The 19,927-nt window shown below is 38.6% G+C and carries 18 protein-coding genes and 10 tRNA genes; 22 read left to right on the top strand and 6 right to left on the bottom strand.

Annotated features, from left to right (window positions below):
• Both CXF64_RS16070 and CXF64_RS16065 read right to left on the bottom strand, forming a co-directional pair.
• The coding region (locus CXF64_RS16070) for an AAA family ATPase (RefSeq protein ID WP_157823674.1) at positions 1-382 on the bottom strand (382 nt) is incomplete at its 3' end.
• A gap of 149 nt (positions 383-531) precedes the next feature.
• Positions 532-972: a hypothetical protein gene (locus tag CXF64_RS16065; protein ID WP_232783809.1), complete on the bottom strand. Its 441-nt coding sequence runs from the start codon at positions 970-972 to the stop codon at positions 532-534.
• 220 nt (positions 973-1,192) lie between these two features.
• On the opposite strand from CXF64_RS16065, the gene CXF64_RS16060 reads away from it, so the two are divergent.
• Positions 1,193-1,807 carry a Fic/DOC family protein gene (locus CXF64_RS16060; RefSeq protein WP_039490143.1) on the top strand — a complete coding sequence of 205 codons (615 nt, stop codon included), beginning with the start codon at positions 1,193-1,195 and terminating at the stop codon, positions 1,805-1,807.
• Here CXF64_RS16060 and CXF64_RS20850 read toward each other — a convergent pair.
• The 3 genes from CXF64_RS20850 to CXF64_RS16050 form a co-directional block, all read right to left on the bottom strand.
• Positions 1,800-1,952, bottom strand: coding sequence for a hypothetical protein (locus tag CXF64_RS20850; protein WP_165783594.1), 153 nt, complete (start codon positions 1,950-1,952; stop codon positions 1,800-1,802). The two genes, CXF64_RS16060 and CXF64_RS20850, sit on opposite strands and share 8 nt — an antisense overlap.
• 138 nt (positions 1,953-2,090) lie before the next feature.
• A tRNA-Pro gene (locus CXF64_RS16055) sits at positions 2,091-2,167 on the bottom strand.
• A 110-nt stretch (positions 2,168-2,277) separates the two neighbouring features.
• On the bottom strand, positions 2,278-2,901 hold the full coding sequence (locus CXF64_RS16050) for an arylesterase (protein WP_101217503.1): 624 nt from the start codon (positions 2,899-2,901) through the stop codon (positions 2,278-2,280).
• Here CXF64_RS16050 and CXF64_RS16045 point away from each other — a divergent pair, their 5' ends adjacent.
• The 21 genes from CXF64_RS16045 to CXF64_RS15945 all read left to right on the top strand — a co-directional run bounded on the left by CXF64_RS16045 (position 2,902) and on the right by CXF64_RS15945 (position 17,069).
• Positions 2,902-3,615: an ABC transporter ATP-binding protein gene (locus CXF64_RS16045; RefSeq protein ID WP_101163335.1), complete on the top strand. Its 714-nt coding sequence runs from the start codon at positions 2,902-2,904 to the stop codon at positions 3,613-3,615.
• Complete coding sequence (locus CXF64_RS16040; protein ID WP_101163333.1) at positions 3,605-6,106, top strand: ABC transporter permease; 2,502 nt, start codon at positions 3,605-3,607, stop codon at positions 6,104-6,106. The genes CXF64_RS16045 and CXF64_RS16040 overlap by 11 nt, the downstream gene beginning before the upstream one ends.
• Positions 6,107-6,236: 130 nt before the next feature.
• Positions 6,237-6,761, top strand: coding sequence for a crossover junction endodeoxyribonuclease RuvC (gene ruvC / locus CXF64_RS16035; protein ID WP_002960649.1), 525 nt, complete (start codon positions 6,237-6,239; stop codon positions 6,759-6,761).
• A 2-nt stretch (positions 6,762-6,763) separates the two neighbouring features.
• Positions 6,764-7,381 carry a Holliday junction branch migration protein RuvA gene (gene ruvA / locus CXF64_RS16030; RefSeq protein WP_002960647.1) on the top strand — a complete coding sequence of 206 codons (618 nt, stop codon included), beginning with the start codon at positions 6,764-6,766 and terminating at the stop codon, positions 7,379-7,381.
• A gap of 7 nt (positions 7,382-7,388) precedes the next feature.
• Positions 7,389-8,396, top strand: a complete 1,008-nt coding sequence (ruvB, locus tag CXF64_RS16025) for a Holliday junction branch migration DNA helicase RuvB (protein ID WP_101217502.1) — start codon at positions 7,389-7,391, stop codon at positions 8,394-8,396.
• Between the two features lie 1,142 nt (positions 8,397-9,538).
• Entirely contained in the window at positions 9,539-10,243 is a 705-nt protein-coding gene (gene tolQ, locus CXF64_RS16020; RefSeq protein WP_007580384.1) for a protein TolQ, read from the top strand.
• Complete coding sequence (gene tolR, locus CXF64_RS16015) at positions 10,230-10,658, top strand: protein TolR (protein ID WP_007580386.1); 429 nt, start codon at positions 10,230-10,232, stop codon at positions 10,656-10,658. The genes tolQ and tolR overlap by 14 nt, the downstream gene beginning before the upstream one ends.
• Before the next feature lie 4 nt (positions 10,659-10,662).
• A complete protein-coding gene (gene tolA, locus CXF64_RS16010) occupies positions 10,663-11,589 on the top strand; it encodes a cell envelope integrity protein TolA (RefSeq protein WP_007580388.1) in 927 nt (308 codons plus the stop codon).
• Positions 11,590-11,598: 9 nt separating this feature from the next.
• Positions 11,599-12,957 (top strand): Tol-Pal system beta propeller repeat protein TolB, encoded by a 1,359-nt coding sequence (gene tolB / locus CXF64_RS16005; protein WP_101217501.1) that lies wholly within the window; start codon positions 11,599-11,601, stop codon positions 12,955-12,957.
• Positions 12,958-12,991: 34 nt separating this feature from the next.
• Positions 12,992-13,534, top strand: coding sequence for a peptidoglycan-associated lipoprotein Pal (gene pal / locus CXF64_RS16000; protein ID WP_024590480.1), 543 nt, complete (start codon positions 12,992-12,994; stop codon positions 13,532-13,534).
• Positions 13,535-13,547: 13 nt separating this feature from the next.
• On the top strand, positions 13,548-14,297 hold the full coding sequence (gene ybgF / locus CXF64_RS15995; protein WP_024590479.1) for a tol-pal system protein YbgF: 750 nt from the start codon (positions 13,548-13,550) through the stop codon (positions 14,295-14,297).
• Between the two features lie 225 nt (positions 14,298-14,522).
• Positions 14,523-14,598 (top strand) — tRNA-Lys (locus CXF64_RS15990).
• A 70-nt stretch (positions 14,599-14,668) separates the two neighbouring features.
• A tRNA-Lys gene (locus CXF64_RS15985) sits at positions 14,669-14,744 on the top strand.
• Positions 14,745-14,828: 84 nt separating this feature from the next.
• Positions 14,829-14,904 (top strand) — tRNA-Lys (locus CXF64_RS15980).
• A gap of 85 nt (positions 14,905-14,989) precedes the next feature.
• Positions 14,990-15,065: transfer RNA gene (locus CXF64_RS15975), tRNA-Lys, on the top strand.
• Between the two features lie 83 nt (positions 15,066-15,148).
• Positions 15,149-15,224: transfer RNA gene (locus CXF64_RS15970), tRNA-Lys, on the top strand.
• Positions 15,225-15,248: 24 nt separating this feature from the next.
• Positions 15,249-15,324, top strand: a tRNA-Lys gene (locus CXF64_RS15965).
• Between the two features lie 83 nt (positions 15,325-15,407).
• Positions 15,408-15,483: transfer RNA gene (locus CXF64_RS15960), tRNA-Lys, on the top strand.
• A gap of 63 nt (positions 15,484-15,546) precedes the next feature.
• Positions 15,547-15,622, top strand: a tRNA-Lys gene (locus CXF64_RS15955).
• A gap of 141 nt (positions 15,623-15,763) precedes the next feature.
• Entirely contained in the window at positions 15,764-16,804 is a 1,041-nt protein-coding gene (gene nadA / locus CXF64_RS15950; protein WP_010554042.1) for a quinolinate synthase NadA, read from the top strand.
• Between the two features lie 175 nt (positions 16,805-16,979).
• Positions 16,980-17,069 (top strand) — tRNA-Ser (locus CXF64_RS15945).
• Positions 17,070-17,139: 70 nt separating this feature from the next.
• Here the strand turns inward: CXF64_RS15945 and CXF64_RS15940 are convergent.
• Positions 17,140-19,818, bottom strand: coding sequence for a CHASE domain-containing protein (locus CXF64_RS15940; protein ID WP_101217500.1), 2,679 nt, complete (start codon positions 19,816-19,818; stop codon positions 17,140-17,142).
• Between the last annotated feature and the right edge of the window lie 109 nt (positions 19,819-19,927).

Here is a 19,927-nt window from a genome sequence, read left to right as displayed (position 1 = left end):
TGATCTTATAACGCTTAACTAGCTTTGATAAATTTTCTTCTAAAACAAAATCTTTGTTACTTACAATTAAATTCTCATCAAGGTGAATGTTAATAGTACATATATGGTATTTTTCATTTGCATCATCAAACCATACAATAATTCCGCTAGATTCAGTTCCTTGATAAGCAACCTCTATAAAATCAAGAATAGTACTCTTACCGACACCATTTTTACCAATTATTGCACTGCAATCTAAGCCTTGGTAGTAATCAAGTTCACTCGGGGAGGACTGCAGAGTTAATTTTCCCTTGAAATAGTTACAATTGTGAGAACTATTGATCCGTATATCAATATTTTCTAGTGCTTTATGGTTTTCAATGTAGAGAAAAGCTAACTTCATTCAATTATCACTAAAAGGCTATTTTAAACAATATTTTAACTCTAACAAAATGTAGTTTGCTAGTGAAGAAGGTATAAAGTAATTTTGTCTTTATTTAAATAAGTAATAAAGAAAATGCTTAGGGCGTTCAATGTTCTCTTATTCCTTAGTTACCTTAAATATACCTCAGTGATTTCTGGTCTAAAATGCCCCATTTCTTGCGAAACGGTTCCTAATGCTATTTGATATGGATATTGGTTGAGTATCAGCTCTAATAGCCTTTCTTGTGCGTAGCTATGCCTGAGTCCGTGTGCACCATTTGAAAATAAAAGCGTAGGGTTTGATGCTTTATTAAATGAATCAGACCACTTTTTACCACCTCGAATATCGTAAAGCTGTAAGTAGTTTATTTTTCTGTCAACAACAGTGGCAGGTTGTTTAAGTTTTCGAAGTTCTAATTTAGCTGATAAATTGTAAGGTATTAGGACTTCGCGTGTTAAACCTCCTTTACCTGTCACTGTATATAGCACGCCGTTTCTGCCAGACCATTTTGAATCAAAAGCTGGCCGTTTATCTGCTTTGCGCTCTTCAACTTTGGCTATGGTCAACAATTCATGTGCACGAAGCCCCGCAGAGAATGCTATTTGTGTTGATAATGAGTATTAAGATGTTTGGTGCTTGATTATCTTTAAGTTTGCCATTTAGTTTTATTGTGGTATTTAATATTTGGTGACTTATTAAGCTTTGACTTACATAAAATGGGCAACGCTAAAGGTTACTTGCATTGGTTGGTACGCACTTTTACACTCATTATTTTACTGGTTCAATAAAATGTCTAAATACGAAAGTGACTCTGTTGAAGCGCAATATCAACCTGGGTCTGAAAGGCTAGTTTTAGCAAACAAGTTAGCGATTGTTGATGAAACGGAAATGGATGATATTGAAGCCGTTCTTTTAGTTAAGCTATATGAAAAAATTTTTACGACGACTGACTCAAAAAATGGTACATTTTCTTTTCAAAATATTGCTAATTGGCACAGGCAGTGGCTAGGTAATGTATACGAATGGGCAGGTAAAATAAGAAGTATTGATATGGGCAAGGGCGGATTTCAGTTTATGTCGCCTTTACAAATTGAGAAAAATATTAGGTTATTTGAAGGTGAGTATTTATCTCGATTTAATAATTTACCAGAAATGACAGATGAAGAGCTTGTGTCATTTATAGCGCAGAGCCATGTTGAGTTTATTTTAATTCATCCATTTCGTGAAGGTAACGGTAGGATAAGCCGTTTATTAATGGATTTTTTGTGCAGTAAAGCTGGTAAAGGAACGCTTGATTATAGCTTGTGGGACGAGCATAAAGACTTTTATTTCAAGTCAATTCAAGCGGGTGTAAATAAAAATTACCAACACATTGAAAGGCTTGTGAGAGATATAATTAAATAGCGAGCGAAAGAGACTCATATTTGAGTTTGTTTGCTTTTAGCTTTTTCTCTATTGTTTTAACTGTTTCGCCAGTTTCGATGGCAGTAGAGCTAGCAACAGATCTTAAAATCATACTCTTTGTGATTTTTTTCTTATTTTCACTCATTTTACCGCCTCAAATAAATTTAGATCTGAAATTAACCTTACACCTAGACACTCGTGATATCAATTAACGTTGAAAGTATTATTTTACGGAAGAATTGAAGGCTCGGGATTAAATTTAAATCTAAGATGTTGATTTAATTGGTCGGTATGGAGAGATTCGAACTCTCGACCCCTGCCACCCCATGACAGTGCGCTACCAAGCTGCGCCACATACCGATTTGTATGCAATAGTACGTGTATTTTTTTAAAAATCAATAAGCGATTGTTTGTTTGGGTGTTTATTACGCAAGAGACCTAAAAAGGCACTCTTGCGGTATATTAATTGGCTAGTCTTTATTTAACCACTTTTTGATCGAGTCATACATCTCATCTCGTATTAATGGTTGAGCTTTTTTGTTAGGGTGTAAACTATCGTTTTGCATTAGCTCAGGTTGACCAGCAACATCGAGCATAAAAAAGTTCATTAAATGCGCATTTGTTTCTTCGCTAACGCGCGAGAAAGTGTCTGTAAACATTTTGCTGTAACGCGGACCGTAATTAGGGGGAATGTAAATCTCCATTAAGGCGGTCATCGCATTAGCTGCTTGGCTTTTTTGAATAAGAGACGTTAAGTTAGTTTGCATTTTTTTGACTGGAAAACCACGTAAACCGTCATTAGCACCTAGCTCAATAAGTACATGAGTGGGTTCGTATTGCTCAAGCAATGCATCTAAACGGCGTAGGGCTCCACCAGATGTTTCGCCACTAATACTGGCGTTGATAAGTTCAATGTCGGCGTGTTCGTCATCGTATTTATCTTGTAACAATTTTACCCAGCCTTCTTCTTGTTGAAGTCCGTAGGCTGCGCTTAAACTGTCACCGAGTATTAAAATCGTGTTGTCGGCTGCTGCGCTCAGCGGTTTGATAACTAAAAATAAAATGAATACTAAACGAAGGATTGAATGAGTCATATGTCAGCGCTTTCTCAATTAAATATAATTCAGGTTAATGGTTTGTCTAAAGTAGTCTCCACCTTTGAAGGCGAGCTGCCCATCCTCAGTGACATCAGCTTTAATGTCAAGCATGGCGAGTCTGTTGCTATTGTTGGCACGTCGGGCTCTGGTAAATCAACGTTACTCAGTTTATTAGCAGGGCTGGATACCGCAAGCAGCGGCGAAATATTTTTAGATGGCGAGCCATTACACAATTTAGATGAAGAAGAGCGTGCTGCACTGCGCGCGGCTAAAATTGGATTTGTGTTTCAATCGTTCATGTTAGTACAAAGCTTAACTGCACTAGAAAACGTTATGCTACCAGCAGAACTTGCTGGCGAAAGTGATGCAAAAGAGCAAGCAATTGCATTACTTGAAAAAGTAGGCTTGAGCCATCGAATTGATCATTACCCGTCGCAACTCTCTGGCGGTGAACAACAGCGTGTTGCTATTGCGCGAGCATTTATTGGTACACCTAAAATACTGTTTGCTGATGAGCCTTCGGCTAATTTAGACAGCAAAAACGGTAAAATGATTGAATCCTTATTATTTGATTTAAACACGCAACACGGCACCACGCTTATTTTGGTTACTCACGATGAAGGGCTTGCACAAAAATGTGAGCACACTATTCAAATAGAGGCGGGTTTACTGGTAAAAAGCCAAGTAGAGGACGTTGCTAATGTGGGTTAAGTTAGCGCTTAAGTTATTTTCGCGAGAATTTCGCCGTGGTGAGCTAACAGTTATAAGCGCAGCTATCGCCCTTGCTGTTTTAACCGTGCTTACACTGTCTATGGTTACTGAGCGAATAGGGCAAAGTATTGCGCAAAAAAGCAGTGCTTTTATTGCAGCAGACCGTGTACTTGCAAGCGATCATGTTCTCGACACTGCTTTTATTACTAAAGCACAGAGCCAAAATTTAAAAACGGCGCAAATGGTGTACTTCGACACTATGTTGTTTGCCGATGATGAAATGCAGTTTAGCTCAGTAAAAGCGGCATCTAATGCGTACCCGTTAAAAGGGCAGTTAAAAGTTAAGGATACCTTAACAGGTGAAACTAAGGTTGCTAATAGCGGGCCAACGCCTGGTAATGTGTGGCTAAGTGAATCAGTATTTTACAGTTTAAATATTGATATAGGCGCGCAAGTAGAGCTTGGCGCTGCATTATTTAATGTTTCAAAAGTTATTGTAGAAGAGCCCGATGCGCCATTTAATGTATTTTCGAGCAGCCGTCGCGTGCTTATTAATATTGACGATGTGGCAAAAACCGAAGTTGTGCAGCCAGGTAGTCGTGTTTATTATCGCCAACTTTATGCAGGTAGTGAGGCCGATATAAATAGCTTTTACGAGTGGCTTAAACCACAAATGAAAGAAAACCAACAATGGTACGGCGTTAAAGACCGTCAATCACCTATTTCAAATAGTTTAAACCGTGCAGAGAGCTTTTTATTACTTGCCGGCCTATTAGGTATTATTTTAGCCGCAGTGGCTATAGCCGTTTCAGCAAAACGTTATTGTGAACGCCAATACGACCCAGTAGCGATGATGAAAACGCTAGGCGGTAGCCGTTCAATGATCCGCAAAATATACATGCTCCATTTATTGCTTGTATGTGCAATGGCGGTAAGTATTGGGCTGTTAATTGGTTATGGCTTGCAAGAAATAGCAACAAGTTACTTATCGAAAAGTATGGGCACAGAGCTACCTTTAGGTGGCTTTAAACCTTGGCTGGTGGCTATAAGCACTGGCGTAATTTGTGCCGTTATGTTTTCTATTAAACCGTTATTTGATTTATTTGATATTCCACCGCTTAGAGTGCTGCGCCGTAACTTAGGTGACAAGTTGGCAGTAAGTCGTGTGCATTTAGGCATGAGTGCGCTAACCGTGTTTTTATTAATGTGGTTATTTAGTAACAACATAAAAATAACGCTTATTTTGTTTATATCAACACTTGCGCTAATTGGTGTGTTGTTTTTGATATCTAAATTAATATTTGGTGGCGGTCGAAAGCTTGGCTTAAAACCAGGTAACAGTTGGTCGCTTGCAATTGCATCTATTCAAAAGCGTGCAAATGTGAACGCGGTACAGTTAATTAGTTTTTCGTTAGCGATTAAATTACTGCTGTTTTTAGTGGTACTTAAAAACGACATGATATCTGATTGGCAGTCGCAACTTCCTGCCGATGCGCCTAATGCGTTTTTAGTTAATATTACGCAAAATGAGCTTGAGCCAATTAATGAATATTTAGCTCAAAAAGATATTCAAGTATCAGAGTTTTATCCCACTATTCGTGGGCGCGTAAATGCGGTAAATGGCGAGTTGGTAGCACGTTCTGTATCGCTGCAAGACAACGAGAAAAAAGACGAAGAAGCACGTGCAGGTATTGGCCGCGAGCTAAACCTTACATGGCTTAAAGATGTGCCTGACCAGAATGAAGTAACACAAGGCACGTGGTTTGGTAAAAATGCGATGGCTGAAGCCTCAGTAGAGGAGTCGATGCTTGAGCGTTTAGATGTTGAGATAGGCGATACGCTTACATTTTTAATTGGTTCGCAGTCGTTCGATGCTAAAATCACCAGTGTGCGCAAAGTTAATTGGGCCACGCTTAAACCTAACTTTTTTATTATTTTAAGCCCAGATGTACTTGCAGATTTTCCGGCAACGTATATTTCGTCGGTACGTATAAACCCAGATCAAAAGCGTGATTTTAGCCAGTTATTGCGTACTTACCCTACTATTACAGCGATTGATATTGATAACTTTGTTAAGCAAATACAAACAACTATTTCGCAAGTATCACTCGCCATTGGCTTTGTACTTGCAATTGTTGTGCTGTGTGGCGCGCTTGTACTTATATCGCAAGTGCAAGCTAGTTTAGGTGAGCGTATGCAAGAAATTGTCATACTGCGAACGCTTGGGGCTAAAAGCCGATTAATTAAAAACGCGACCTTGTACGAGTTTTTATTACTCGGCGGTTTAGCTGGCTTAGTTGCTGCATTTTTTAGTGATATAGCGCTTTTAATTGTGCAGCAACAAATGTTTGATTTAGCAGGTAAGTTACATCCGCATATATGGATTATTGGTCCGGTAGCTGGCGGTGTATTTGTGGCTGGTTTAGGCTATTTAATGATTGCCCGAACACTTAAACAAAATACCCAAGGATTAGTGCGTGCCCTAGGGTAAGCTTAAACTAACATGCTCCTTCAAATGCCCACCTAACACGTGGGCATTTTTGTTTTTCTTTGTACTGGTAATTTATACAGTGCTCTGGCATTATTAGCGTAATTTAAAAATAATAACAATGGAGTGCTGTTTGGCCATTATTTTAGGGATCGATCCTGGTTCACGTTTGACCGGATATGGCGTTGTTGCCCACCAAGGTTCTAAGTTTACATACTTAGGCAGTGGTTGTATTAAGTTAGCCGATCATCCTTTTCCGGTTAGGCTTAAAATGATCTACCAAGGCATTACACAGCTTATTGAACAGTTTTCACCAGAAACTTTTGCCATTGAAAAAGTATTTATGGCGCATAACCCCGATTCAGCTTTAAAACTAGGCCAAGCTAGAGGCGCGGCGATTGTTGGCGCTGCAATGGCCGACTTACCTGTATTTGAATACTCAGCTAGGCAAATTAAGCAAGCAGTAGTAGGCAACGGTGGTGCAGATAAAACACAAGTGCAACACATGGTAAAAAATATTTTAAAACTACCAGGTACGCCACAGGCCGATGCAGCTGATGCACTCGCTATTGCGATTTGCCACGCTCACTCAGAACAAAATTTAATTAAACTAGCGGGTAGCGCAAGCAAAACCGTTAGAGGACGTTTAAGGAAATAACTATGATAGGCCGCTTAAATGGTATTTTAGTCGAAAAACAGCCACCAGAAATATTACTCGAAGTAAGTGGTGTCGGTTACGAAGTACAAATGCCAATGACCTGTTTTTACGATTTACCAAAAATTGGTGAAAACGCGATTGTTTACACCCACTTTGTAGTGCGTGAAGATGCTCAATTATTATTTGGTTTTAATAATAAAGTTGAACGCGCCTTGTTTAGAGAGCTATTAAAAGCAAATGGCGTTGGGCCAAAACTTGGCTTAGCTATTTTATCGGGCATGTCGGCAAAGCAATTTGTAAGCTGTGTAAATAACGAAGACTCAACGTCGCTAGTTAAATTACCGGGTGTAGGTAAAAAAACAGCCGAGCGTTTAGTACTCGAAATGAAAGACAGATTAAAAGATTGGGGTAATGATTTATTTACGCCATTTAGCGACAGTGCAGTAATAGAGCCAATGAGCGATGCGACAATAGCTAATAACGCAGCCGATGATGCCGTATCGGCACTGCTTGCATTAGGTTATAAATTGCCACAAGCTCAAAAAGCAGTAAAATCGATAAGCAAACCCGATATGTCTACTGAGGTTCTTATTAGAGAATCTTTAAAATCAATGTTGTGAGTAACCCATGATTGAAGCGGATCGCTTAATTGATGCGACTGAAAAAACAAATGAAGACTCTATAGATCGTGCAATAAGACCAAAACTTTTAGCCGACTACAGAGGCCAGCCTCATGTTAAGCAGCAAATGGAAATTTTTATTGAAGCTGCCCGAACCCGTGGTGAAGCGCTCGATCATTTATTAATATTTGGCCCACCAGGGCTTGGTAAAACCACGCTTGCAAATATTGTAGCCAACGAATTACACGTAAGTATTAAAACAACATCCGGCCCTGTACTTGAAAAAGCAGGTGATTTAGCTGCGTTACTTACTAATTTAGAAGAAGGCGATGTACTGTTTATTGATGAAATACACAGGCTAAGCCCGCAAGTTGAAGAAATACTGTATCCAGCAATGGAAGACTACCAGCTTGATATAATGATTGGTGAAGGCCCAGCTGCGCGTTCTATTAAATTAGACTTACCTGCATTTACACTTATTGGTGCCACTACGCGAGCAGGCTCGCTAACATCGCCACTGCGTGACCGTTTTGGTATTGTGCAGCGATTAGAGTTTTATTCTGTAGAAGATTTGTCGCACATAGTAGGGCGCTCTGCACATTATCTTGGTTTAGAAATGTGTGATGATGGCGCAACCGAAATTGCACAACGTTCACGTGGTACACCACGTATTGCAAACCGTTTATTACGCCGTGTACGCGATTACACACAGGTAAAATATGACGGCACAGTAAACGCCGAAGTAGCTAAGCAAGCGCTTGATATGATTGATGTAGATAAAAGTGGTTTTGATTATATGGATCGCAAATATTTACTCGCCATAATTGAAAAATTCATGGGCGGCCCAGTAGGACTCGACAATGTAGCTGCAGCTATTGGTGAAGAGCGTGAAACAATAGAAGATGTAATAGAGCCGTTTTTAATTCAGCAAGGGTTTATTCAGCGTACTCCGCGTGGGCGAATAGTGTCTGACAGTGCATATCATCACTTTGGTTTACTTCCTAAAAAAGACTAGCCTCATCATATACATTACTTGCTGTGGTTTATTGCGCAGCAGGTAATTGACTTAGTACCCCTTTCTTTCAAATATTTATACGGCTGGTATTTTACCCAAAACCTCAGCACACTGTTGCAAATGTTATTTCAAAATACTTATACGCTTTATAGTTAACTGTTAATTCACAGGGCGTTAAGACTCGCGAAGCTATCCTGCGTACCATTCAAACTAGTAACCGAATTACTTATTGTAAAATAGGTAGGGCAATTATTAGTTTATAAATAATACCAATCTGCTTATATATGGGGTCTATTTAACGTTAAGAAAATTACGCTAGAACTAGGCAAAAGTTTTTGTATCTAGTTGTTCTAAATAAAAAATTTTTAACGACGTTATAGTGCAATTTAATTCGTTAAATTGATCAAAGATTTATGCAGGTTGGTATAAAATATGTAGCGCACCAAATTGCAGGCAAAAAAAAGCCCGCAAAAAATGCGGGCAAACAACAAGTTGAAGGAAGTAATCCAGGGAACTACGTTTTACTGAATTTGGTTTTATCCAGAAAGAGTAAAACAATGTAATACGATAAAATATCCTATTACTAAGAACTTGGCTTAATGAAACTATCTCATTCGGTGCGCTAGTTCGGTATGGGAGAATAATACGTAAGATCATCTTTTTGTTCAAACTAGAAAATTTGTATTTTCAGATTAGAAAAACTAATTCGGTGAATTTTATTGTTGTTTGAATCTTGCGCGTTAATTAATCGTTAAATTTATAAGTTAATGAAATTTCTAGCTTAAGTAATTTCTTTTGATGTGGCTCGGTATTAGTTTTACTGTTACGTGAAGGTAAGGCTTATAGGTTTTGAGTGTTTATGCTCTTATTTTGAATAAACGGCGCATTTTATGACGTTTTACTTATATATTTACGCATATTTATTGTTAGCGAGTTTATTTAAAAGATTAAATAAAATACTGAGGCAAAGGGAAATGCCAACTAAAGCTGTTTTTTAACGTTTTTTGTTGCCTATTCATAGCAATACCGTTGTCAGCTTGAAATGGACTAGATACACTAGATGCAACTTTTGACCGTATAAACGGTCATATTTACACAAATTAACCAATTTGCCGTATTTTGAAATTACTTAGGAGTTTAACGTGGGATCAGGGCTTAATTTTTTAGACCTAATTTTAGAAGCAAGCTTGCTTGTTCAGTTAGTGATGTTAGGGCTAGTTGCCATGTCTGTAATGTCGTGGACAATTATATTTCAGCGTAAAAAAGCAATATCAGATGCACTATCAAATGCTAAGAAATTTGAGCAAAAATTTTGGTCTGGTATTGATCTAAGTAAATTGTATAACGAAATATCGTCACGCAGCGGTCAGTCTCAAGGTATTGAAGCCTTATTTACTTCAGGCTTTAAAGAGTTTGCTCGTCATAAAAAGAATACATTTCAAAGTGCGAGTATTGTTATGGAAGGGACGCATCGTTCTATGCGTGTTGCGCTTTCTCGTGAAATTGAAAAAATTGAATCTAGCTTATCGTTTTTAGCAACGGTAGGTTCTATTAGTCCGTACATCGGTTTGTTTGGTACAGTGTGGGGTATTATGAATGCCTTTATTGCACTAGGTGAAGTTAAGCAAGCTACATTACAAATGGTAGCACCCGGTATAGCAGAAGCACTTATTGCGACTGCTATGGGTTTATTCGCGGCAATTCCGGCCGTTATTGCTTATAACCGCTTTTCAAACAGTGTTGAAAAGCTTGAGTCTCACTATATTAACTTTATGGAAGAGTTTGCTAATATTTTACACCGTCAAGCAGCTACACAAATAGAGGCACAAGCGAATGTATCAGCGTAAAAAGCGCCGTCCGGTCGCAGAAATTAATGTAGTACCTTACATTGATGTAATGTTGGTATTACTTATTATATTTATGGCAACAGCACCGCTTATTACACACGGTGTAAAAGTTGATTTACCTAAAATGGAAGAGTCTGATTTAGTTGATACTAAAGATACTCCTCCCATTATTGCTTCAATTGATGCAGAGGGTAAATATTATGTAAGCGTAGGTACTGATCCTGAAGAGCCTATGGAAGCACTTGATGTTGCTGCGGTTATAAAATTACAGTTAATGAAAAACCCTGACGTGCCAGTTATGATTAAAGGCTCGGGTAAGGTGTCGTATCAAGAAGTATTATTACTAATGGATTTTTTGAAAAATGCAGGCGTACCATCAGTAGGATTAATGACTGAATCCTTTGAGGGGAAGTAGCTGTATGAATAGTTCAGTAGTAAAATCGATAGTACTTCATTTAGGCATTGGTGGTTTTTTGTATGCGTCTGCAAACATTCATCCGCCAGCACCTAAAGTAATGGAGGTAACGCTTAATTCGGCTATACCTACGCCAGATAAAGCAGTATCAGCCGTTACAGTTGATCAAAAACAAGTTGAGCAAAAAATTGCTGAGCTCCAAAAGAAAGAAAAAGATAAAAAAAGTGCTGAAGACAAACGTATCCGCGATTTAGAACGCAGAGCGGCAAATGCACGTAAGCAACGCGAATCTGAATCTAGGCATATTAAAAAGCTAGAGCAAGAACGTAAAGCTAAAGAAAAAGAAACAGCCGAGGCGCAAGCACAAGCTAAAAAAGCACGTGCTATTGAGCAAAAAGAGCGCGCTAAAGCTAAGCAAGCCGAAAAGCAAAAGCAAGAAGCTGAAAGTGCAGCAAAAGCTGCTGCTGACAAGCGTAAAACCGAAGAAGACGCACTTAAAAAAGCAGAAGCTGAACGTAAAAAACGTGAAGAGGAAGCAAAAGAGCGTGCAGCCGAGGCAGAACGTAAACGCCAGCAAGCAATGCAAGAGCAAATGTTACAAGAGCAACTTGCCAAAGAGCAGGCTGCCCGTAGTAAAATACGTCAACAACAAGTGGTGAGCGAAGTTGATAAGTACCGTGCATTAATTATGGCGCGTATTCAGCAAAACTTATTGATTGATGAAAAAATGAAAAACCAACAGTGCCGAGTAAATATTCGTTTAGGTTTTAATGGTTTAGTAACGCAAGTTAAATCATTAGGTGGCGATAAGTTGGTATGTGAAGCTGCATTAAGAGCAGTGCGCATGGCCGACACATTACCGGTATCTAAAGATAAAGACGTATTCGAACAACTTAAGAATATTAATTTAACAATCAAGCCAGAATTTTAAAGGAATGATATGTTCAACAAAATAAAAATAGCCTGTTTAGTTTTACTGTTTGGGTTTGTGGGTGTTGCTAATGCAGCACTTGAAATTGTAATAACTGAGGGTGTAGACGGTGCAAGGCCCATTGCTATAGTACCTTTTAAGTACCAAGGTGTTGGCCCAATCCCTGAAAAATTAAGCAGTGTTATTGCTGCCGATTTAATGCGCAGTGGTAAATTTAAACCTGTAGATGTAGCGCAGATGCCACAACAGCCAACCAAAGATAGCGAAATTGATTACGCATCTTGGGTTAATAAAGGTGTGGAAGCGATATTAGTGGGCGAAGTTGAGCAGCAAACTGATGGGCGTTACTTAGTGCGTTATGAGTTAGTTGACGTGATCCGCGGCCAAATTACCGGTGGCAACACACAAATGATGAGTAATGGTAAGCTAGTTAAAAGCCAAGATCATATTTTGGAAGCGCGTGAAAGTGTTATTGGTGAAAGTGGTTTTCGCCGTTACTCTCATCGAATCAGTGACGTTATTTATGAAAGATTGACTGGTGAAAAAGGCGCATTTTTAACTAAAATTGCCTATGTAATAGTACGTGATAATGATGATAAGCCTTATCAGTTAGTTGTTGCAGACTATGACGGATTTAATGAGCAAGTATTACTTCGCTCAAAAGAGCCTTTAATGTCGCCAGCGTGGTCACCAGATGGTACTAAGTTAGCGTATGTAACGTTTGAAAACCGTCAAAGCCAAATTTACATTCAAGATATATACACAGGTAAACGCGAAATAATAGCAAGCTACCGTGGTATTAATGGTGCACCGCAGTTTTCGCCAGATGGTAAAAAGCTATTGTTAGTGCTTTCTAAGGACAAAACGGGTGCAACAGAAGTTTACATGCTTGACCTAGCTACACGTAAAGAAACACGCTTAACAAATCACCGTAGCATAGATACTGAGCCATCTTGGCACCCTAATGGTCAAGATATTGTGTTTACATCTGAAAGGGGTGGTAATGCTCAGATTTATAAGTTAAATTTAAAAACAGGTAGGTCACAGCGACTCACCTTTGATGGTGATATGAATCTTGCTGGTTCAATAACATCAGATGGAAAAGAATTAGTGATGGTTAACCGTACCAACGGGCAGTACCATCTTGCTAAGAAAGAGCTGGCTACAGGCGCGTTCCAAGTATTAACGAGAACACGCCTAGATGAATCACCGAGCATAGCGCCAAATGGTTCGATGATTATATATAGCACGCTTCATAATAATAAACAGGTACTTGCGCTAGTATCGATGGACGGCCGCTTTAAGGCACGGTTACCTGTGCTAGACGGACAAGTAAAGGCACCAGCTTGGTCGCCATACTTACAGTAATATTACTGGTTTACTCAAAATAGGAATCTACTCAATGCAACTTAACAAAATACTTAAAGGCCTGCTAATTGCTGTGCCAGTAATGACATTAGCAGCTTGTAGCTCATCTTCAGATATTGATGAAGGTGCTGCAAACCAATCAAATCAAGGCGTTGTTGAGCAATCAACTAACACTGATACAGTTGAAGTAGCTACAATCTCTCCTGAGCAACAAGCAGAAGAGCAACTTCGTCAAAAGTACGAAGCACTTCGTCAAGAGCAAGTAATCTACTTTGATTTTGATACTGCGACAGTTGAAAGCAAGTACGCAGACTTACTTCGTGCACATGCTGAGTTTTTAGTTCAAAACTCATCAGTTAAAGTACTAATTGAAGGCCATGCAGATGAGCGCGGTACTCCAGAGTACAATATTGCACTAGGTGAGCACCGTGGCCAAGCAGTTGAAAAATACTTATTAAGCTTAGGTGTTTCAGCTAGCCAAATGTCAGTGGTAAGCTACGGTGAAGAGAAGCCAATGGTTAAGTCTCGCACTGAATCAGCTTTCGCTAAAAACCGCCGTGCGGTACTAGTTTACTAAGATAAGAGATATTATGAAGCCGAAAATTATTTTGGCAGCCATGATATTGAGCGGGAGCACCCAGTTAATGGCTGCTCCCGCTCCTGTTTCAGAAGCTGCGAGTTCACAATCAAGTATTGAGAAGCGATTAGCGTCGCTTGAGAATATGATGCAACAGCGTAACTTTTTGCAAGTTGAGTTACAGCAACAGCTTAACTTGTTACAAGACGAAGTAAGCCAAATTCGAGGTGTAACCGAAGAGCAAAGCTACAAGCTTGAAAAAGTACTGCAGCGTCAGCGTGAGTTGTATCAAGAAATTGAAAACCGCGTGAGCCAGGCTTATACACAGCCAGCAGCAGCTCCCGCAACTGATTACACGCAACAAAGCAATGCACAGACCTATAGCAGTGACTTATCTGAAAACGAAGCCTATGAGCGCGCTGTTGCGTTAATAATGAAAGATAAACGCTATGACCAAGCGATTCCTGAATTTCAAACGTTTTTAACTACCTACCCAAACTCTGTCTATGCGTCTAATGCGCATTATTGGTTAGGGCAGTTGCTTACTATTAAAAATGATGGTGTAAAAGCAGTAGAGCACTTTAAAGTCGTTGTGAACGAATTTCCAAATTCTAATAAACGCCCAGATGCGATGCTAAAGTTAGGCACACTTTTACAAGATCAAGGTTCAGCGGCGCAAGCACAAAAAATATTGAGCGATCTTATCAATCAATACCCAAGTACAACCGCTGCAAAACTAGCAACTGATCGTTTAGGAAACTAAGTTCACTAGCGATTAAATTTCTAGTTAGGGCGAGCAAACTACATGGAAACTCTCGAAGAATCTTGGATTTGCATGTAGTTTGAGCACAAACGGTTTAATTTTGTGCATCTAGACATAAAAACTTAAAAAAAGAGACAATTTCGGTTGCACTCATTTTATAAATAAGTATTATAAGCGCCCGCAGCAAACGAATGGTTACCCCACTCGAAATGCGACAAAAAGAGCGGGTTATTAGCTCAGTTGGTAGAGCAGTTGACTTTTAATCAATTGGTCGATGGTTCAAATCCATCATAACCCACCATTCTTTGAATGGTCTTTTATCGGCGGATTTACGTAGAATACTAAGTTGTTATAAAACGCAACGTCAGAGCGGGTCATTAGCTCAGTTGGTAGAGCAGTTGACTTTTAATCAATTGGTCGATGGTTCAAATCCATCATGACCCACCATTCTTTATTGCTTGTGAATAGTGTGTGGCATCAATCGGCGGATTTACGCAGGCTTTAACTTAGAAATAAGTTAGCAACTGGAACGGGTTATTAGCTCAGTTGGTAGAGCAGTTGACTTTTAATCAATTGGTCGATGGTTCAAATCCATCATAACCCACCATTCTTTATTCCTTTGAATAGTGATTGGTTCCAATCGACGGATTTACGTAAAATAGTAAGTTGCATTTAAAACGCAACAATAGAGCGGGTTATTAGCTCAGTTGGTAGAGCAGTTGACTTTTAATCAATTGGTCGATGGTTCAAATCCATCATAACCCACCATTCTTTATTCCTTGTGAATAGTGTTTGGCATCAATCGGCGGATTTACGTAAGCTTCATTCATAATTGAATAAGTGCATAGAGCGGGTTATTAGCTCAGTTGGTAGAGCAGTTGACTTTTAATCAATTGGTCGATGGTTCAAATCCATCATAACCCACCATTCTATGAAAAGTTATATAAGAGCGGGTCATTAGCTCAGTTGGTAGAGCAGTTGACTTTTAATCAATTGGTCGATGGTTCAAATCCATCATGACCCACCATTCTTTATTCCTTGTGAATAGTGTTTGGCATCAATCGGCGGATATACGTAAGCTTCATTCATAATTGAATAAGCGCATAGAGCGGGTTATTAGCTCAGTTGGTAGAGCAGTTGACTTTTAATCAATTGGTCGATGGTTCAAATCCATCATAACCCACCATTCTATGAAAGTTTTAATCGGCGGATTTACGCAGCTTTTTACAAAGCAGATTTATATTAGAGCGGGTCATTAGCTCAGTTGGTAGAGCAGTTGACTTTTAATCAATTGGTCGATGGTTCAAATCCATCATGACCCACCACTCTCTAATACTTTCCTTTATATTCTTTTTTAAATTCCCATTCTAATTTTTATAAACAGCTTTACTAGTTTGCTGTTATTTGTGTTTATATTCTCGTATAATTCGCCCTAATTAATGCACTGTAGATAAGTGGTCGAGAACATGAGTCTAGCTCAAACTATTATGCCTGAAGGTTATATTTTCCCCCCTAAGCCAGCACCGTTAACAAATGACGAGCAAGGCGAATATAAAGCGCGTATAAAACAATTACTAAAAGATAAAAATGCAGTACTTGTTGCACATTATTATACCGATCCTGAAATTCAAGCACTTGCTGAAGAAACCGGCGGTTGCGTTGCCGATTCGCTAGAAATGGCACGTTTTGGTGCACGTCACGATGCAGATATGATCATCGTTGCGGGCGTGAAATTTATGGGCGAAACAGCCAAAATTTTAACGCCAAATAAAACGGTTGTTATGCCAACGCTTGAAGCGACGTGTTCGCTAGATATTGGTTGCCCGATAGACGAGTTCTCAGCGTTTTGTGATGAGCACCCTGACCGTAAAGTGGTTGTGTATGCAAACACCTCTACCGCAGTTAAGGCGCGTGCAGATTGGATTGTAACCTCATCATGTGCACTTGAAATAGTAGAGCACCTTGATGAGCAAGGCGAAAAAATTATTTGGGGCCCAGATAAGCACCTTGGTAGTTATATTCAAAAAAATACCGGTGCTGATATGCTTATGTGGAATGGTGCATGTATCGTACATGACGAATTTAAAACTAAAGCCTTAAAAGATATGAAAGCACTGCACCCAGATGCAGGCGTATTAGTTCATCCTGAGTCACCAGCAGAAATTGTTGCACTTGCCGATTCGGTTGGATCTACGAGCCAATTAATTAAAGCAGCGCAAACAATGGACAATAAAAAGTTTATTGTAGCAACCGATCGCGGCATCTTTTATAAAATGCAGCAACTATGTCCAGATAAAGAGTTTTTTGCGGCTCCAACGGCAGGTGAGGGCGCTTCATGTAAAAGTTGCGCACATTGCCCTTGGATGGCAATGAATGGCTTAAAAGCGATTGAGGAAGCCCTCATAAGCCCTAAAGGTAAAGAAGTATTCGTTGATATGGGTTTACGCGAAGGCGCACTTAAGTCGCTTAATCGCATGCTTGAATTTACTGCGAGCATGGCTAAGTAATTTTAAAAGTATAAATTAAAACGGTTAGGTCTTAGATTTAGCCGTTTTTTGTGCCTATAGATAAGCTATTGCTTGATAAGTAAGCATTTAAAGGCTCATATTTAAAAATGCCTTGCACCTTAAGGGTCTATTTCATACTATAGCGCGCTGTTGCATTACACAATTGCAGCACTGTGGAGGGATGGCTGAGTGGCTGAAGGCGCACGCCTGGAAAGTGTGTTTAGGTTTATCCCTAACGAGGGTTCGAATCCCTCTCCCTCCACCATTATTCTTAGAACCCAGTTACTAATATCGAAAGGTATTAGTAACTGGGTTTTTTAATGCCTTCGCAATGACTAACTATTAACTAAATAGAGTGTTGATAACATGCCGACAAGTTCATGTTTTTCAATTGGCTTTGAAACGTAACCATCAAATAACTGCCTGTATATTTCTTTTTGCTCTGTAAAAACATTAGCGGTTAATGCGATAACAATTTGTTCGCTATTAAGCGCCTTAATTTTTTTACATGCCTGAAGACCATCCATTTTAGGCATTTGAATGTCCATAAAAATAATGTCTGGCTTGTGTGACTCGTATAATGAGATTGCTTCTAAACCATTGTTGGCAATAATAATGGTGGCTTTTGTAGGCTCAAGCATCGCAGATGCAACAAGCTGATTTATTTTATTATCTTCAGCTAATAAAATAGTTTTTCCAGATAGGTCAGGAAGCTCAACATTTTTTGTTATTAATGTGCTTTCATCAATCTGTGCTTGTTTTAATGGTAAGTACACATAAAACTGACTACCTGAATCTAATTGGCTTGTTACTTTAATTTCGCCATTCATTAAACCTATTAATGATTTAGTAATAGGTAAGCCAAGACCTGTACCGCCATATTCACGCGTAGTTGATTGCTCTGCTTGTTCAAAGCGCTCAAACAATCGCTCTATAGCCTGCTCAGAAATTCCAATTCCGGTGTCTGATATACAACAACATATTTTATTTTCGTCGGTTAGCCTAAACGTTACTGTAACGCCACCTTGCGACGTAAACTTAATCGCATTAGATATTAGGTTTAAAAATATCTGTCTGAGTCTAACGGGGTCGCCCACCCAATACTTATGCTCAATATTAATTATAAATTTAAGGTATATATTTTTATCACTGGCTTGCAGGCCAAGATCAGACTCTAAGTGGTGAATAAGTTCAAAAAGGTCGAATGATTTATATTCTAATGAAAGCTTCCCAGCTTCAATTTTAGAAAAGTCGAGGATATCATTAATAATAGTGGTGAGTGAGCGGGTCGAATAAAGTGATTTTTTTAAATACTCTTTTGATTTTTCATTCAATGGCTGCTCTTGCAGTAACTGTAATGTACCTAGTATGCCATTCATAGGTGTGCGTATTTCGTGACTCATATTTGCTAAAAATTCAGATTTAGCTTGTGATGCCTGTTCAGCTAATTCTTTAGCATGTCCGAGAGCTTGTTCGTGATTAATTTGTTCGGTCAAATCGTATGCTACACCCAAATAGCCAACAATTTCATTTTCGTTATTTAATAAAGAGGTGACACTTATATTAACTTGTATGTGCTCGCCTGTAGAAGAAATGTATGTCCACTGATTGATATCAGGCTCTGTAGCCGTTGCTTTTAAGATAAACACTTCAAAACCAGGGAAAACAGGTTCATTTAACTCTGCACTAAGCTGTTTGGCTTTTTTTATAATTTCTTCTTTTAAATGAAAAATACCCGGGTTTTCAATTCCAATAACGTCTTGCGCTTTATAGCCTAATAACTTTTCAGAGGCGGGATTAAACAAAGTAATTAAGCCATTTATGTCGGTCGCAATAATAGAGTAACTGGCACTGTTTAAAATACTTTGTTGAAGCATACTTATATCGGCAATTTCTTTAGTGCGTAATTTTACTTCTTTTTCTAATTTTAAATTTGTTTGCTGTAATGCGAGTTTATTTTTTTTAGCCTGAAGTGTTTTTCTCTTAATTCTTTGGCTTCTTCTAAAAATAAACAATTGCATTAAAAAAGCTATAAACATACAGCCAATAGTGGCGAAAGAGCCATTAACAATGGCTTGATACTGACTAGGAAGATGAAGGTTGTAAATAAAGGCGTCTGAGGCATTAATGGTAATTTTCCACGTTCTACCCATTAATTTTATAATTTTAGTTAATTGATAATCGTTAGTTGTGCTTTTTATGCCATAACTAAAAAAGTCAGTCTCAGTACTGTTATTTAAATCACTTATCGTTAGTTGATTTTCATCAATGTGTGAAAGTGAGTCTAAAATTTTATCGATTAATAACGGCGAATATGCCCAACCTAAAAGCTCATTAAGGCGCTGTTTTTTATTATCAGAAATAGTAATGGTTTTATATATTGGCACTAATATTAAAAAGCCTTGATGCGAGAGTTTACTCGCTTGCACTAAAGTCAGTGGCGCCGTTAATTGGGTTGTATTATTTATGGCAGCATTTAGTGCTGCCTGTTTGCGCATGCTCTCTGATCCAATATCTAATCCAATTGCTTGTAAGTTTTTTTGCTCAGGAAAAATATATTGAATTATAAAATGCTCATCACTAGTCGCTACGAGTGTATTCAAATTAAATGTCTGATCGGGTCTATCGTTTTTTGCATCATTCAAAAAATTATTTAATTGCTCAACGCCAACTTTTTTTATATAGCCAATACCATTAGCTCCAGGGAATTCTTTAGCGTAGTTACGGCTCCCAGAGTAGTTAGATATGGCTTGATAGTTTAAGTTACTTGCACCTATCCCATGTACAAAGCCCTTTAAACCAAATAGCCCATATTGATACAAATCTAGCCTACTGTTAATACCTGTAGAAATCGAGGAGAGGCGGTTATTAAGCGAACTGATTATTTTATTGTCTATAGATTCTTGGTGTTTAATATGAGCAAAGTAGGTAAGTATAATTCCCGTGACTAATAAAATGACGTGAGGAAGCAGTGAGATTAATAACCCTTTATTAACCGGCCGTGCTTGAATCATTAATTAATCCTTTTTCATGAGTCGCAGTAGGTGTGTTTCTATTTTAATAACGTGATAAATATAGCACCTATTATTCAAGACACAACTTTGTTATTAATTAGAATGTATA

It is taken from the genome of Pseudoalteromonas sp. GutCa3 (assembly GCF_002836155.1).
Taxonomy (GTDB): Bacteria; Pseudomonadota; Gammaproteobacteria; order Enterobacterales; family Alteromonadaceae; genus Pseudoalteromonas; species Pseudoalteromonas arctica.
This window is presented reverse-complemented; position numbering and strand designations above follow the sequence as displayed.

Coding starts and splice junctions, on each gene's coding strand:
- tolA (WP_007580388.1), top strand. CDS start 10,663: ATGAATAGTTCAGTAGTAAAATCGATAGTACTTCATTTAGGCATTGGT.
- CXF64_RS16060 (WP_039490143.1), top strand. CDS start 1,193: ATGTCTAAATACGAAAGTGACTCTGTTGAAGCGCAATATCAACCTGGG.
- tolR (WP_007580386.1), top strand. CDS start 10,230: ATGTATCAGCGTAAAAAGCGCCGTCCGGTCGCAGAAATTAATGTAGTA.
- ruvA (WP_002960647.1), top strand. CDS start 6,764: ATGATAGGCCGCTTAAATGGTATTTTAGTCGAAAAACAGCCACCAGAA.
- CXF64_RS16050 (WP_101217503.1), bottom strand. CDS start 2,901: ATGACTCATTCAATCCTTCGTTTAGTATTCATTTTATTTTTAGTTATC.
- CXF64_RS16040 (WP_101163333.1), top strand. CDS start 3,605: ATGTGGGTTAAGTTAGCGCTTAAGTTATTTTCGCGAGAATTTCGCCGT.
- nadA (WP_010554042.1), top strand. CDS start 15,764: ATGAGTCTAGCTCAAACTATTATGCCTGAAGGTTATATTTTCCCCCCT.
- ybgF (WP_024590479.1), top strand. CDS start 13,548: ATGAAGCCGAAAATTATTTTGGCAGCCATGATATTGAGCGGGAGCACC.
- CXF64_RS20850 (WP_165783594.1), bottom strand. CDS start 1,952: ATGAGTGAAAATAAGAAAAAAATCACAAAGAGTATGATTTTAAGATCT.
- CXF64_RS15940 (WP_101217500.1), bottom strand. CDS start 19,818: ATGATTCAAGCACGGCCGGTTAATAAAGGGTTATTAATCTCACTGCTT.
- CXF64_RS16045 (WP_101163335.1), top strand. CDS start 2,902: ATGTCAGCGCTTTCTCAATTAAATATAATTCAGGTTAATGGTTTGTCT.
- ruvB (WP_101217502.1), top strand. CDS start 7,389: ATGATTGAAGCGGATCGCTTAATTGATGCGACTGAAAAAACAAATGAA.
- tolB (WP_101217501.1), top strand. CDS start 11,599: ATGTTCAACAAAATAAAAATAGCCTGTTTAGTTTTACTGTTTGGGTTT.
- pal (WP_024590480.1), top strand. CDS start 12,992: ATGCAACTTAACAAAATACTTAAAGGCCTGCTAATTGCTGTGCCAGTA.